This window comes from Streptomyces sp. OfavH-34-F, from assembly GCF_022347745.1.
Taxonomy (GTDB): Bacteria; Actinomycetota; Actinomycetes; order Streptomycetales; family Streptomycetaceae; genus Streptomyces.
On sequence record NZ_JAKRGC010000151.1, the window covers coordinates 1 to 14656 of the forward strand.

Genomic DNA, 14656 nt, shown 5'->3' on the forward strand with positions numbered 1-14656 from the left:
CGGTCCCGGTCCAGCCGCCCCACGCCACCAGCGCGGCCAGCACCACGGCCAGGGCCCGCCGCAGGAGGCTCCGGCGCTCCCGGCTCCGGGCAGCCGCCCGGTCGGTTGTGATTCGCATGGCACCACCGTCCCCCGGCCGCCCGCCCCGCGGGGATCACGGCCCGGATCTGTGGACGACCAGCCGGTTGTGGACAGCGCCGTCACCCGGCACCCGGACGGTCCCGTACACTTCTTCTGGCGATCCGGGTCACCGGGTCGACTTCGCACGCCCCGCCACCACCCGCTCAGCGGCGGTGGCCGCGCCCCTCGGTCCCTCGTGGCACGGCGCACCGGGGCGTCAGGCGCGACAGCAAACCCGCTGGCGCGACAACCGAGCACCTCAAGGAGTACGGCCATGGCCGTCGTCACGATGCGGGAGCTGCTGGAAAGCGGCGTCCACTTCGGTCACCAGACCCGTCGCTGGAACCCGAAGATGAAGCGCTTCATCTTCACCGAGCGCAACGGCATCTACATCATCGACCTGCTCCAGTCGCTGTCGTACATCGACCGCGCCTACGAGTTCGTCAAGGAGACCGTCGCGCACGGCGGCTCCATCATGTTCGTGGGTACGAAGAAGCAGGCCCAGGAGGCCATCGCCGAGCAGGCGACGCGCGTCGGCATGCCGTACGTCAACCAGCGCTGGCTGGGTGGCATGCTCACCAACTTCTCCACCGTCTACAAGCGCCTCCAGCGCCTGAAGGAGCTGGAGCTCATCGACTTCGAGGACGTGGCCGCCTCCGGCCTCACCAAGAAGGAGCTCCTGGTCCTCTCCCGCGAGAAGGCCAAGCTGGAGAAGACCCTCGGTGGTATCCGCGAGATGCAGAAGGTGCCGAGCGCCGTCTGGGTCGTCGACACCAAGAAGGAGCACATCGCCGTCGGTGAGGCGCGCAAGCTCCACATCCCGGTCGTCGCGATCCTCGACACCAACTGCGACCCCGACGAGGTCGACTACAAGATTCCGGGCAACGACGACGCGATCCGCTCCGTCACTCTGCTCACCCGCGTGATCGCCGACGCCGTCGCCGAGGGCCTCATCGCCCGCTCCGGCGCCGCGACCGGCGACTCGAAGCCGGGCGAGAAGGCCGCCGGCGAGCCGCTCGCCGAGTGGGAGCGCGACCTGCTCGAGGGCGACAAGAAGGCCGACGCCGAGGTCCAGTCCTCCGTCGAGACCGAGAAGGACGCCGACGCGGACGCCAAGCCCGAGGCCATCGCCGCCGAGCAGGCCGAGGCCCCGGCCGCGGACGCCGAGCAGGGCTGACACCCGTCACGGTAGAAGACGGCGGGGGAGGGCGCCCCGTGACCTGTCCCCGGACAGGCCGCGGCGCCGCCCCCGCCGTCCACCCGTAGATCTTTCAGACTTCGAGAAAGAACACAGACTCATGGCGAACTACACCGCCGCTGACGTCAAGAAGCTCCGTGAGCTCACCGGCGCCGGCATGATGGACTGCAAGAAGGCGCTCGACGAGGCCGACGGCAACGTCGAAGGCGCCGTCGAGGCGCTGCGCATCAAGGGCCAGAAGGGCGTCGCCAAGCGCGAGGGCCGTTCCGCCGAGAACGGCGCGGTCGTCTCCCTCGTCTCCGACGACAACACCTCCGGCGTCCTGGTCGAGCTGAAGTGCGAGACCGACTTCGTCGCCAAGGGCGACAAGTTCCAGGCCGTCGCCAACGCGCTGGCCGCGCACGTCGCCGCGTCCTCCCCGGCCGACCTGGAGGCGCTGCTCGCCTCCGAGATCGAGCCCGGCAAGACGGTCCAGGCGTACGTGGACGAGGCCAACGCCAACCTCGGCGAGAAGATCGTCCTGGACCGCTTCGCGCAGTTCCAGGGTGCCTTCGTCTCCGTCTACATGCACCGCACCATGCCCGACCTGCCGCCGCAGATCGGTGTCATGGTCGAGCTGGACAAGGCCGACGCCGACCTGGCCAAGGGCCTCGCCCAGCACATCGCCGCCTTCGCGCCGAAGTACCTCTCCCGCGAGGACGTCCCGGCCGAGGTCGTCGAGGCCGAGCGCCGCGTCGCCGAGGAGACCACCCGCGCCGAGGGCAAGCCCGAGGCCGCCCTCCCGAAGATCGTCGAGGGTCGGGTCAACGGCTTCTTCAAGGAGGCGACCCTCCTGGGCCAGCCGTACGCGCTGGACAACAAGAAGTCGGTCCAGAAGGTTCTGGACGAGGCCGGTGTCACCCTGAAGCGCTTCACCCGCATCAAGGTCGGCATCTGAGTCCGTCCGCGAAAAACGGCGGACCCGGTAGGGTCTGGTGCAGTCGACGGCCGCACACCGCCGTACGACCGCAGATCTGACGAGGAGGCCATTGCCGCTGAGGGACACCAGACCCACCGGCAATGGCCTTCTTCGTATGTGCACGAGGAGAATCCCCATGAGCAAGGGCGCGGACGCCGCCAAAGACGACGACAAGCGCGAGGACGGCAAGGTGCCCGGACGCTTCATGCTGAAGCTCTCCGGCGAGGCGTTCGCCGGAGGCGGGGGACTCGGTGTCGACCCCGACGTCGTGCACGCCATCGCCCGTGAGATCGCGGCGGTCGTCCGGGACGGCGCGCAGATCGCGATCGTCATCGGCGGCGGCAACTTCTTCCGCGGCGCCGAGCTCCAGCAGCGGGGCATGGACCGGGCCCGCTCCGACTACATGGGCATGCTCGGCACCGTGATGAACTGCCTCGCCCTCCAGGACTTCCTGGAGAAGGAGGGCATCGACTCCCGCGTCCAGACCGCCATCACCATGGGCCAGGTCGCGGAGCCGTACATCCCGCTGCGTGCCGTGCGGCACCTGGAGAAGGGCCGCGTCGTGATCTTCGGCGCGGGCATGGGCATGCCCTACTTCTCCACCGACACCACCGCCGCCCAGCGCGCCCTGGAGATCGACGCCGAGGCGCTGCTCATGGGCAAGAACGGCGTGGACGGGGTCTACGACTCCGACCCCAAGACCAACCCCGCCGCGGTGAAGTTCGACGCGCTGGAGTACAGCGAGGTGCTCGCCCGCGACCTCAAGGTCGCCGACGCCACCGCCATCACGCTCTGCCGTGACAACGAGCTGCCGATCCTCGTCTTCGAGCTCACCGCCGCCGGCAATATCGCCCGCGCCGTCAAGGGTGAGAAGATCGGGACGCTCGTGAGCGACCAGGACACCCGCGCCTGACGACGGGCGCTTCCACCGGTGAGGCCCGGTGGGAGCCGGGGCACCGGACCGCCCCGGAAACTGGACAACGGCCTGCCGGTCGGACACCGTGCAGGTGAGGACGCGACGCAGGACCCGCCGGGCCCGCCGGGCCCGTTCACAACACGCAGGAGCACGTGGTGATCGAAGAAACCCTCCTCGAGGCCGAGGAGAAGATGGAGAAGGCCGTCGTCGTCGCGAAAGAGGACTTCGCCGCGATCCGCACCGGCCGTGCGCACCCGGCGATGTTCAACAAGATCGTCGCCGACTACTACGGCGCGCCGACCCCGATCAACCAACTGGCCTCGTTCTCGGTGCCCGAGCCCCGTATGGCCGTCGTGACGCCGTTCGACAAGAGCGCGCTGCGCAACATCGAGCAGGCCATCCGCGACTCGGACCTCGGGGTCAACCCCAGCAACGACGGAAACATCATCCGGGTCAACTTCCCCGAGCTGACCGAGGAGCGCCGCCGCGACTTCATCAAGATCGCGAAGACCAAGGCGGAGGACTCCAAGATCTCGATCCGCGCCGTCCGCCGCAAGGCCAAGGAAGCGCTCGACAAGCTGGTGAAGGACAAGGAGTCCGGCGAGGACGAGGTGCGCCGCGCCGAGAAGGAGCTCGACGACACCACCGCGAAGTACGTCGCGCAGGTGGACGAGCTGCTGAAGCACAAGGAAGCCGAGCTGCTCGAAGTCTGATGAACGACTCTTCCCGGAGCGCTCCGCAGGGCGCCGGCCACCGGGTCGCGCCGGAGATGCAGGGAGCTGCGGCGGGTCCTGCCTACGATGTGCGGGACGCCCAGCAGACTCGGCCCATGCCCATCGTGCCGGACGTTCCCGACGCAGGTAGAGACGCTGAAGACCGTGATCACCGGAACCAGGGGGCCGGACGCCTGAGCGGCGGCCCCCTGTTCCGCGACCAGAAGCCGCAGGAGCCCATGCCCACCGCGCCGCCACCGCCCCCGCAGAAGAAGCGCGCGGGCCGTGATCTGGGAGCCGCCATAGGGGTCGGCCTGGGACTCGGCGCGCTGGTCGTCGTCTCGCTCTTCGTCGTCAAGGCGGTCTTCGTCGGCGTCATCGTGGTCGCCGTCGTCGTCGGGCTGTGGGAGCTGACCTCCCGCCTCCAGGAGCGCAAGGGCATCCGGGCCCCCCTGATCCCGCTCGCGATCGGCGGCGCCGCGATGGTCGTCGCCGGATACGCGCGCGGGGCCGAGGGCGCCTGGATCGCCATGGCCCTGACCGCCCTGGCGGTGCTCGTGTGGCGGATGGCCCAGCCGCCCGAGGACTACCTCCGGGACGTCACGGCCGGCATCTTCGCCGCGTTCTACGTGCCCTTCCTGGCCACGTTCGTCGCGCTGCTCCTGACCGCCGACGACGGGCCGCAGCGGGTGCTGACCTTCCTGCTGCTGACCGTGGTCAGCGACACGGGGGCGTACGCGGTCGGCTGGCGGTTCGGGAAGCACAAGCTGGCCCCCCGCATCAGCCCCGGCAAGACCCGCGAGGGCCTGTTCGGCGCGGTGACCTTCGCCATGGTCGCCGGGGCGCTGTGCATGCAGTTCCTGGTCGACGGCGGCTCCTGGTGGCAGGGGCTGCTCCTGGGCCTCGCGGTGGCGGCCAGTGCCACCCTGGGCGACCTGGGCGAGTCCATGATCAAGCGGGACCTCGGCATCAAGGACATGGGCACCCTGCTGCCCGGCCACGGCGGGATCATGGACCGGCTGGACTCACTGCTGCCGACCGCCCCGGTGGTCTGGCTGCTGATGGTCCTCTTCGTCGGCTCCGGCTGACCGGCTCCGGCCTGCGGTTCTCCGCACGAAGGCCCGTCGTCCACAGGGCGGCGGGCCTTCGCCGTTCCGTCTGCGACACTGGAAGAACCATGCCTAAGCCCGGAGAACTGATACGGACGCAGCGCGAAAGGGCCCCTCGCCTGCCGTTCTCCTGACAGTGAAGAGCCCTTCGGCACCGCTGGGCCGTCACGGGGCCGTCTTAAGGCGGACGGTGGCGGCTAGATCCGTGAGTTACGCTGCGCCAGTTTCTCGTACACGACGAGGAAAGGCGCCACGTACCCCGAAGCCTCGGCTGGCGAAGCATGCCCGGTCATGATCAGCGCCGCGCCCGAAAGCAGCGCACCGACGTAAGTCAGTCCAGTTAACCACCCGGCGGGCTGGCCTTGTGGCTTGTCTTCTCCCATACTTGCTGTGCTCCTGTCGTGAGATGGCATTCAAGGGGCTGGCGGCCACCCGTCGTTTCCTAGGCCACGGGTGGCCACCCCAAAGCGGCGCGACACATGCAGCGGCATCGCCCCCCGCAGTGTCCCCCAATCGACGCTTCTTCGTCAATCCGCGCAATCTAAGGCTGAAGCTGCGTCATGCCTTCTTTGTCTAGGTCAATCCCAGCAAAGGTATTGCGTACGCAATGCAATAGCGGACATTGGCCTTGATATCTAAAATCGCGCGAATCGGGCATACGTTGCTATTCGTTGCCCGTGGTGGTCCTGAGTACGGCGTCCATGGCGCGGCGAGCGCGTTCTTGGCTCGACGGCATCAGATGCGCATAGACCCGCAAGGTCAGCGTCGGGTCGGCGCGTCCGAGGTACTGGCTCACGGCCTTGATGCTCTCCCCGGCGTCCAGCAGCACCGATGCGTAGAAGTCGAGCAAGGCATGCATGCCGTGCTCGCGCGCTGACTTGTACCTGCCGCCAGGCCCAGGGGCTGGGATGAGGCCGGCCGTGGCGAGTGCGGGCTTCCACTCCTGGATGTTGGAGTTGCTCCGCCAGACCACTCCAGCCGCTGAGTTCGTGAACAGGAGACGAGCCGTCACCTTCGGGCCGTCAGGCTTCCACCACGGCAGGGTGAACTCAACCGGCTTGCAGGCGTCCATGTGTACCCGCAGGGCTTCGGCCACCGAGGACGGAAGCGGGACGTCTCGCTCCTTGTTGCATTTCGGCAGGGCGAATACGGTCGTGCCCTGAATGAGCTTCGCCTGTCGAACGACCCGAAGGATGCCAGCTTCGAAGTCGATGGCGTCCTCAGCGAGTCCCACAATCTCACCCTGCCGGAGCCCGCAGCCAGCGCCTGTGTCCACCATGGTCCGGTAGCGCTGGGGAAGGGCTCGGCGGACTGCGTGCACCTGTGAGGCCAGCCACGGGGTGACTCGTCGCCGTTCGACCGATGGCGGCCGCACGGATTTTGCGGAGCAGGGGTTGCGAGGGAGGAGCCCGTCGTCCACGGCGGCGCTCAGCACAGCTCGAACCTAGCCGTAGATGTTGCGGGCGTAGGCGCCGCATTACTCACGGGTTGACCTCAAGGGCGCTCACCAGCTCGCGGAGATGTTCCGGCCGGAAGGAGTGAAGCGGGCGCGATCCGAGGACGGGGAAGTCGTGCAGGCGTAGCCGCTGCTCGGTGACGATCTGGCTCGACAGGTCCGCGCTGTGCGCGTTGAGCCATTTCTCGGCGTAGCCCTTGAACGTGATGCGGGCTGCGCGGGGCTCGATGTACTGACCCTTGGACATGTCAGAAGCGATGTGACTGAGCCAGTTTTCAGCGAGGCGCTTCTGTCGGTCGGGGAAGGACTTGGACTTCTCGGTGCCGTCCGGGCCGATGTATCGGGCCCGGTAGCGGAGCCCGATGCCGTACCGGTCGCTCTTGACTCGTACGGGCTTGCCCTCGGCGTTGGTCTCGGTCTTGTACCAGCGGTCTTGGCTGTGGCCGGCCAATGGGTGCTCCTGTGGGCATGGGGCAGGGGCACGACCGGGTGGTCGTGCCCCTGCTGGTTTGGTGGGTGTCAGGCTGCGGCTTCGGTGTTGCTTTCGACCCAGGTGCGGACTGCGCCGGGGTCGTAGCGCAGGTACTTGCCGATGCGGATGGCGGGCGGTCCTGCGCCGGTCTTGCGCCAGGCGGAGACCGTTTCGACGCTGGGCAGGCCGAACATCTGCTTCAGGTCGTCGGGGGTGAGGCAGCGGTCGGGGAGGCCGGCGTGCAGGGTGGTCTGCGGGTCGGTCTCGGGGGCACGTTTCTGGGCCACGGTGCGACTCCTTGGGGAAGGGGCGGCTGTGCCTGTCCTAGGTGCAGACTTCTGCGTCACAGCGTCACCAGCGTCACGCGGGCCGCTGACCTGCGGTTCTGCGTGACGCGGCGGTGTGGGCGTGCGTCATCGGTGCGTCACGGGGTGCGTCACGGCCTGACGCAGGTGACGCAGGATGACGCAGAGCTTTACCGTCTGCGTCACGCCCATCACCGCAGGCCAGGGGTTGTTTTTGCCGTCCGTGTGACGCTGTGACGCAGGCTTCCCTACTTAGGGAGAAGGGAAGGGGTGTCTGTAGTGGTGGCGGTGGCTCTCAGGGCGCGAAGTGAGGGGCCGCTTCGCGGCACGACCTTTGGGCGGCGTTCCGCCGAACAGCAAGAAGAGCACCCGGCCGGGCGTGCTCTTCTTGCTTGTCCAGCGAAGCGGCGGTGCGGGTCAGGGCGTCTCCGGCTGCTCGTACTCGGGCGGTGCGGCGGCCGGTCGGGCCATTTCGAGGTAGCGGCCCTCCTGGGTGCGCCCGGAGTCGATGAGGACGCCCCGGGCGGCGAGGGTGGGCTGAAGCCGCATGAGCCGATCGGAGAGCACCTTGCCGGTGGTCGGCCACCCCTTGGGCAGGGGACGGCGTTCGTCGCCGCTGTAGAGGCGGCTGAGGTGGTGCAGCCACTCGGTGGACGTCATCCGCTGCTCGCTGCCGGGGGCGACGTCCTCGGCGTGCTTGAGGACGGTCTGCGCGAGGAGATCCCCCTCGATCACTTCGTCGTTCAGGTCGTCCAGGCTCGCTAGGTACGCGGCGAGTGCACCCAATCCGGTGGCGGAGTCGAGCTGCGCGCACAGGTGCGCGAAGTCCGCCATCCGCAGATCCGTCGGCGTCTCCGTCTCAGCCGCCCGCACCTTCACCGTCAGGTCCAGGAGCGACCCGAGGATGACGGGCAGGGCCTCTTCGAACTCGGCCCAGAGTTCGGCTTCGGTGCGCCGGATGCGGGGGCGTTCGAGGCGCAGGGGCAGGAGGCGTTCGGCGAGGTCGGGGCGGATGACGCCGACATCGATGCCGGTCAGGAGCAGGGGGCGGCGGTAGCGGGCGCGGTGCACGTCTCCGTCGGTGAACAGAGCGCGCTTCACGGACTCGGCCCCGTGACGATGCAGCACATGGGGTCGGACAGGTCCGGCGTCATGTGGGACAGGTTGTCCAGCGCGGGGGCCACGATTGGGCGAGCCGGGCGACATTGCGGAGGGGACGACTCGGTATCTCGCTGATCTGGGCATCACGCAGATCGGGTACTTCGATGGGATCGCGACCCGGATGCCCACTCCGGAAGAGGCCCGTCTGTTGGAGATCGGGGCGGGGGTTCCGGTCCTGCTGTGAACTCGCACCGGCTACTCGGGCGAGCGCCCCATCCGCTGCACCGTCACCACGTTCCGGGGCGACCTGAACCGGATGAACTACGAGATCGGCGACCTGTCCGCCCGAAGTGAGAACGAGCCACAGCGAAGATCACCCTTGCTCAGCCAAGCGACCTCCCCAAGCTGCTCGCCTTCCGAAAGGAGGCGGCAGCCTGGCTGAGGACTCTCGGAATCGACCAGTGGAGCCGTCCCGGCGGACCGGCTGTTGGCCACCATCGAGGCGGGCACGGTCTACATGCTCCGTGACGGTGAGGTGACAGCCGGACGTCCCAGGAACTGGCGGAGCCTTCCATATTCATAAACAAGCTCACCGTTGCTCGGGCGTACGTGGGTCGCGACATCGGGGGGCAGGCTGCTCGACGGGGCGGCGGACCGGGCGCACGGCGCCGGAGCGGCATGGCTTCGGCTGGATGCCTGGACCACGACTGACGGGCTTCAGGAGTACTACCTGCGGCACGGGTTCCGGCACGTGAGAACGGTCACCGAGGGTGGCACGGTGAACGGCGGCCCGCGCGATTCGGGGTGGCTGGCCCAGCGGACGACCAGGCCGACGGCACACGGATTCACCGACGAAACCGCTGCTCCGCGCGCCGTGCCCCTCGCTGGCTGAGGGGCACGCCGGGCCGTCTGGGGGCCGTCGAAGGGCCGCCAGTGACCACCGGCCACCACCAGTAACGACCGGGTTCGAGCGGCAGTCACCCGGGCTGAGCTGGGCGACGATACGGGGCACCTCGGCTTGTCTGCGACACTGGAAGAACCATGCCTAAGCCCGGAGAACTCACTTTCGTCGCGCCCCGCGGAGCCAAGAAGCCGCCGCGGCACCTCGCCGACCTCACGCCCGCCGAGCGCAGGGAGGCCGTCGCCGCGATCGGCGAGAAGCCGTTCCGCGCCCAGCAGCTCTCGCAGCACTACTTCGCGCGGTACGCGCACGACCCGGCCGAGTGGACCAACATCCCGGCCGGATCGCGGGACAAGCTCGCCGAGGCGATGTTCCCCGACCTGATGTCCGTCGTCCGGCACATCAGCTGCGACGACGACACCACCCGCAAGACGCTGTGGAAGCTGCACGACGGGACGCTGGTCGAGTCCGTCCTGATGCGCTACCCGGAGCGGGTCACGATGTGCATCTCCTCGCAGGCCGGCTGCGGGATGAACTGCCCGTTCTGCGCGACCGGGCAGGCCGGGCTCGACCGCAACCTGTCCACCGCCGAGATCGTGCACCAGATCGTGGACGGCATGCGGGCCCTGCGCGACGGCGAGGTCCCCGGCGGCCCCGCCCGGCTCTCCAACATCGTGTTCATGGGCATGGGCGAGCCGCTGGCCAACTACAACCGCGTCGTCGGCGCGATCCGCCGGCTGACCGACCCCGAGCCCGACGGCCTCGGCCTCTCGCAGCGCGGGATCACCGTCTCCACCGTCGGCCTGGTCCCCGCGATGCTCCGGTTCGCCGACGAGGGCTTCAAGTGCCGCCTCGCCGTCTCGCTGCACGCCCCGGACGACGAGCTGCGCGACACCCTCGTGCCGGTCAACACCCGGTGGAAGGTCCGCGAGGTGCTGGACGCCGCCTGGGAGTACGCGGAGAAGTCCGGCCGCCGCATCTCCATCGAGTACGCCCTGATCCGCGACATCAACGACCAGGCATGGCGCGGCGACCTGCTGGGCCGGCTCCTCAAGGGCAAGCGGGTCCACGTCAACCTCATCCCGCTCAACCCCACCCCCGGCTCCAAGTGGACCGCCTCCCGTCCCGAGGACGAGCGGGCGTTCGTCGAGGCCATCGCGCGCCACGGCGTGCCGGTCACCGTCCGCGACACCAGGGGCCAGGAGATCGACGGCGCCTGCGGACAGCTGGCGGCCTCCGAGCGCTGAGGACGAGCGGCCCCGGACCGCCCCCGGGCGATGCCGGCGGCCGAAAACGGCCGTGTAGCCTGGGGCCGAAATCAACTGCATATTCCGACAGGGGAGCGCCACAGCGCTGAGAGTGCGGCACCGAGGACAGGTCGGCCGCAGACCCTCTGAACCTCGCCCGGGTCATTCCGGGTAGGAAGTTCGGACCATACTCAAGCTGTTGCGCCCTGCCCGCTTCCGGTTCCGGCCGGTCGCGGGCGGGGCCGCGTCTCTTCCTGGTCAACTCCAGGAGGAATCATCCATGAGCACCACCCGGAAGGCCGCCGCCGCGGCCGTCGCCGCCGCGCTGGGCGTCACCGCGCTGGCCGGCTGCGGCAGTTCCGACGACACGTCCGCCGACGCGACCAAGGGTTCCGGTTCCAAGACCGTCACCCTGGTCAGCCACGACTCCTTCAACGCCTCCAAGGACGTCCTGAAGGAGTTCACGCGCGAGACCGGCTACACCGTCAAGGTCCTCAAGAGCGGTGACGCGGGCGCCGCCCTGAACCAGGAGATCCTGACCAAGGGCTCCCCGCGCGGCGACGTGTTCTTCGGCGTCGACAACACCCTGCTCTCGCGCGCCCTCGACAACGACCTGTTCACGCCGTACGAGGCCAAGGGCCTGGACCGGATTCCCGCCGACCTCCAGCCGGACGCGGCCAAGCACCGGGTCACCCCGGTCGACACCGGCGACATCTGCGTCAACTACGACAAGAAGTACTTCGCGGACAAGAAGCTGGCCCCGCCGAAGACCTTCGCCGACCTGGCGAAGCCGGAGTACAAGGACCTGCTCGTCACCGAGAACGCCGCGACCTCCTCGCCCGGCCTCGGCTTCCTCCTCGGCACCGTCGCCGCCTTCGGCGAGGACGGCTACCAGGACTACTGGAAGAAGCTCGAGGCCAACGGCGTCAAGGTCGTGGACGGCTGGGAGCAGGCGTACAACGAGGAGTTCTCCGGTTCAGCGGGCGGCAGGAAGGCCAAGGCCGACCGCCCGCTCGTCGTCAGCTACGCCTCCAGCCCGCCCGTCGAGGTGCTGTACGCCGACCCGCGGCCCGACACCGCGCCGACCGGCGTCGCCACCGGAACCTGCTTCCGCCAGATCGAGTTCGCCGGTCTGCTGGACGGCGCGAAGAACGAGGCCGGCGGCAAGGCCCTGCTGGACTTCCTGATCGGGAAGAAGTTCCAGGAGGACATGCCGCTCACCATGTTCGTCAGCCCGGTGGCCGGCGACGCGAAGGTGCCCGAGCTGTTCACGAAGTTCGGCGCCACCGCGGACGACCCGGCGAGCCTGGCCCCGGACACCATCGCGAAGAACCGTGAGCAGTGGGTCCAGGCATGGTCCTCGCTCGTCGTGAAGTAGCCGGGGGCCCCGTACGCGGACCGGGCGCGCGCGGGAGGTCCGCGCGCGCCCGGTCCCGGCGGGGGGCCGCGGTGCGGCTCGGCCTGATGGCCGTGCCCGTCGCGTTCTTCGCCGTGTTCTTCGCCTACCCGGTGGCCGCGATCGTCGGCCGGGGGCTCAAGGCGGACGGCGGCTGGCAGTTCGGCCGGTTCGGCGAGGTGCTGGCCCAGCCGGAGATCCGCGACGTCCTCTGGTTCACCCTCTGGCAGGCACTCGCCTCCACCGCGCTGACCCTGCTCGTCGCGCTGCCCGGCGCCTACGTCTTCGCCCGGTTCGACTTCCCCGGCAAGCAGGTGCTGCGCGCCGTCGTCACCGTGCCGTTCGTGCTGCCGACCGTCGTCGTGGGCACCGCCTTACTGGCGCTGCTCGGGCGCGGCGGGCTGCTCGACGAGGTGTGGGGGGTACGCCTCGACACCACCGTGTGGGCGATCCTGCTGGCCCACGTCTTCTTCAACTACGCGGTCGTCGTCCGCACCGTCGGCGGACTCTGGGCGCAGCTCGACCCGCGCCAGGAGGAGGCCGCCCGGGTGCTGGGCGCGGGCCGGTTCACCGCCTGGCGGCGCGTCACCCTGCCCGCGCTCGCCCCGGCCGTGGCCGCCGCCGCGCTGATGGTCTTCCTCTTCACCTTCACCTCCTTCGGGGTCGTGCAGATCCTCGGCGGGCCCGGCTTCTCCACGCTGGAGGTGGAGATCTACCGGCAGACCGCGCACCTGCTCGCCCTGCCCACCGCCGCCGTGCTCACCCTCACCCAGTTCGCCGCCGTCGGAGCGATCCTCGCCCTGCACGCCTGGACCGTGCGCCGCAGGGAGCGCGCCCTGAAGCTCGTGGACCCGGCGCACACGGCGCGCAGGCCGCGCGGCGCGGGGCAGTGGGCGCTGCTCGCCGGGGTGCTGCTCAGCGTGACGCTGCTGATCCTGCTGCCGCTCGCCGTGCTGGTGGAACGCTCGCTCGGTGGCTCCGGTTTCGCCTACTACCGGGCGCTCACCTCGGCGGAGGCCAACAGCGGTACGTTCCTGGTCGCCCCGATCGAGGCCGTCGGCAACTCGCTGCGCTACGCCCTCGTCGCGACGCTGATCGCCCTCGTCGTCGGAGGGCTCGCCGCCGCCGCGCTCACCCGCCGGGCCGGCCGGCTGGTCCGGGGGTTCGACGCGCTGCTGATGCTGCCGCTCGGGGTCTCCGCCGTGACGGTCGGCTTCGGCTTCCTGATCACCCTGGACAAGCCGCCGCTGGACCTGCGGACGTCCTGGATCCTGGTGCCGCTGGCCCAGGCCCTGGTCGGGGTGCCGTTCGTCGTACGGACCATGCTGCCGGTGCTGCGGGCGGTGGACGTCCGGCTGCGCGAGGCGGCGGCGGTGCTGGGGGCCTCGCCGCTGCGGGCGTGGCGCGAGGTGGACTTCCCGCTGGTACGGCGGGCGGTGCTGGTCGCCGCCGGGTTCGCGTTCGCCGTGTCGCTGGGCGAGTTCGGCGCGACGGTGTTCATCGCCCGGCCCGACAACCCGACGCTGCCGGTGGCCGTGGCCCGGCTCCTCGGCCGTTCCGGCGAGCTGAACTACGGCCAGGCGATGGCCCTCAGTACCGTCCTGATGCTCGTGTGCGCGGTGTCCCTGCTGCTCCTCGAACGCATCCGCACCGACCGATCCGGGGAGTTCTGACACGATGCTGACGCTCGAATCGGCCACCGTCCGCTTCGGGGACCGGACCGCGCTCGACGGGGTGGACCTGGAGGTCGCCGACCACGAGACCGTCTGCGTGCTCGGGCCCAGCGGCAGCGGCAAGTCCACCCTGCTGCGCCTGGTCGCGGGCCTTCAGGAGGCGGACGGCGGCCGGGTGCTGCTCGACGGCGCCGACCAGGCGGGCATCCCCGTGCACCGCCGCGGCCTGGGCCTGATGTTCCAGGACCACCAGCTCTTCCCGCACCGGGACGTCGGAGCCAACGTCGCCTTCGGCCTGCGGATGCACGGGGTGGGCCGGGCCGAGCAGGCCCGCCGGGTCGCCGAACTCCTGGACCTCGTGGGCCTACCGGGCGCCGAACGCCGGGCCGTCGGCGCGCTCTCCGGCGGCGAGCAGCAGCGGGTCGCCCTCGCCCGGGCCCTCGCCCCCCGGCCCCGGCTGCTGATGCTGGACGAGCCCCTGGGCCAGCTCGACCGCAGCCTGCGCGAACGGCTCGTCGTCGAACTGCGCGCCCTCTTCGCCCGGCTCGGCACCACCGTGCTCGCCGTCACCCACGACCAGGGCGAGGCGTTCGCGCTGGCCGACCGGGTCGTCGTGATGCGCGGGGGCCGGGTCGCCCAGGCCGGCACCCCGCTGGAGGTGTGGCAGCACCCCGCGTCAGCCTTCGTGGCGCGGTTCCTCGGCTTCGACAACGTGGTCGAGGCGACCGTCGCGGGGGAGTCGGCGGACACGGACTGGGGCGCGGTGCCGGTGCCCGCCGGGTCACCGCAGGGGGCCTGCGCGCTGCTGGTGCGGCCGGCCGGGGTCCGGATCGGCGGGCCGGAGAAGGGGCTGCGCTGTCTCGTGGAGGCGCGCACCTTCCGGGGCAGCCATGTCGCGGTGACCCTGCGCCCGGAGCGGGGCCCGGTGCTGGACGCGGAGTGCGCGCTGCGCGGGACGCCCCGGGTAGGGGAGCGGGTCGGGGTCACCTTCGACGCGTCGGAGAGCGTGGTGCTGCCGGCCGCGGTCTGACGGGCGCCCTGCCCGGTGCCCGGGGCCTCGCCCCGCACGAACTGCGCCGCCTCGGCCCCCC

General features: G+C 70.1%; 11 protein-coding genes, 4 pseudogenes and 1 riboswitch. Of the genes and pseudogenes, 11 read left to right on the forward strand and 4 right to left on the reverse strand.

What is annotated here, in order from left to right; all coding sequences use genetic code 11:
- Positions 1-394: 394 nt before the first annotated feature.
- The 5 genes from rpsB to MHW47_RS21135 all read left to right on the forward strand — a co-directional run bounded on the left by rpsB (position 395) and on the right by MHW47_RS21135 (position 4993).
- Positions 395-1297 (forward strand): 30S ribosomal protein S2, encoded by a 903-nt coding sequence (gene rpsB / locus MHW47_RS21115; protein WP_239225348.1) that lies wholly within the window; start codon positions 395-397, stop codon positions 1295-1297.
- 121 nt (positions 1298-1418) lie between these two features.
- Positions 1419-2255: a translation elongation factor Ts gene (gene tsf / locus MHW47_RS21120; protein WP_239225349.1), complete on the forward strand. Its 837-nt coding sequence runs from the start codon at positions 1419-1421 to the stop codon at positions 2253-2255.
- Positions 2256-2412: 157 nt separating this feature from the next.
- Positions 2413-3189 carry a UMP kinase gene (gene pyrH, locus MHW47_RS21125; protein ID WP_239225350.1) on the forward strand — a complete coding sequence of 259 codons (777 nt, stop codon included), beginning with the start codon at positions 2413-2415 and terminating at the stop codon, positions 3187-3189.
- A 158-nt stretch (positions 3190-3347) separates the two neighbouring features.
- Positions 3348-3905 (forward strand): ribosome recycling factor, encoded by a 558-nt coding sequence (gene frr, locus MHW47_RS21130; protein ID WP_239225351.1) that lies wholly within the window; start codon positions 3348-3350, stop codon positions 3903-3905.
- Positions 3905-4993, forward strand: a complete 1089-nt coding sequence (locus tag MHW47_RS21135) for a phosphatidate cytidylyltransferase (RefSeq protein WP_239225352.1) — start codon at positions 3905-3907, stop codon at positions 4991-4993. Before frr ends, MHW47_RS21135 begins: the two co-directional genes overlap by 1 nt.
- A gap of 218 nt (positions 4994-5211) precedes the next feature.
- Here the strand turns inward: MHW47_RS21135 and MHW47_RS21140 are convergent, their stop codons facing one another.
- The 4 genes and pseudogenes from MHW47_RS21140 to MHW47_RS21155 all read right to left on the reverse strand — a co-directional run.
- Complete coding sequence (locus MHW47_RS21140; RefSeq protein ID WP_239225353.1) at positions 5212-5397, reverse strand: DUF4827 domain-containing protein; 186 nt, start codon at positions 5395-5397, stop codon at positions 5212-5214.
- 281 nt (positions 5398-5678) lie between these two features.
- Positions 5679-6921 (reverse strand): annotated as a pseudogene (locus MHW47_RS21145) (tyrosine-type recombinase/integrase).
- 68 nt (positions 6922-6989) lie between these two features.
- Positions 6990-7229 (reverse strand): AlpA family transcriptional regulator, encoded by a 240-nt coding sequence (locus tag MHW47_RS21150; RefSeq protein WP_239225354.1) that lies wholly within the window; start codon positions 7227-7229, stop codon positions 6990-6992.
- Between the two features lie 435 nt (positions 7230-7664).
- Positions 7665-8422: pseudogene (locus MHW47_RS21155) on the reverse strand (ATP-binding protein); the annotation flags it as partial.
- Positions 8423-8427: 5 nt separating this feature from the next.
- Between MHW47_RS21155 and MHW47_RS21160 the strand changes: the two are divergent.
- The 6 genes and pseudogenes from MHW47_RS21160 to MHW47_RS21185 all read left to right on the forward strand — a co-directional run.
- Positions 8428-8706, forward strand: a pseudogene (locus MHW47_RS21160) (UTRA domain-containing protein); the annotation flags it as partial.
- Positions 8707-8720: 14 nt separating this feature from the next.
- A pseudogene (locus tag MHW47_RS21165) lies at positions 8721-9240 on the forward strand (GNAT family N-acetyltransferase).
- 149 nt (positions 9241-9389) lie between these two features.
- On the forward strand, positions 9390-10496 hold the full coding sequence (rlmN, locus tag MHW47_RS21170) for a 23S rRNA (adenine(2503)-C(2))-methyltransferase RlmN (RefSeq protein ID WP_239225355.1): 1107 nt from the start codon (positions 9390-9392) through the stop codon (positions 10494-10496).
- Positions 10497-10575: 79 nt separating this feature from the next.
- A riboswitch (TPP riboswitch) is annotated at positions 10576-10692 on the forward strand.
- Positions 10693-10776: 84 nt separating this feature from the next.
- On the forward strand, positions 10777-11874 hold the full coding sequence (locus tag MHW47_RS21175; protein ID WP_239225356.1) for a thiamine ABC transporter substrate binding subunit: 1098 nt from the start codon (positions 10777-10779) through the stop codon (positions 11872-11874).
- Between the two features lie 86 nt (positions 11875-11960).
- Complete coding sequence (locus MHW47_RS21180; protein ID WP_239225357.1) at positions 11961-13565, forward strand: iron ABC transporter permease; 1605 nt, start codon at positions 11961-11963, stop codon at positions 13563-13565.
- 4 nt (positions 13566-13569) lie between these two features.
- Positions 13570-14595 carry an ABC transporter ATP-binding protein gene (locus MHW47_RS21185; RefSeq protein ID WP_239225358.1) on the forward strand — a complete coding sequence of 342 codons (1026 nt, stop codon included), beginning with the start codon at positions 13570-13572 and terminating at the stop codon, positions 14593-14595.
- The last annotated feature ends 61 nt before the right edge of the window (positions 14596-14656 follow it).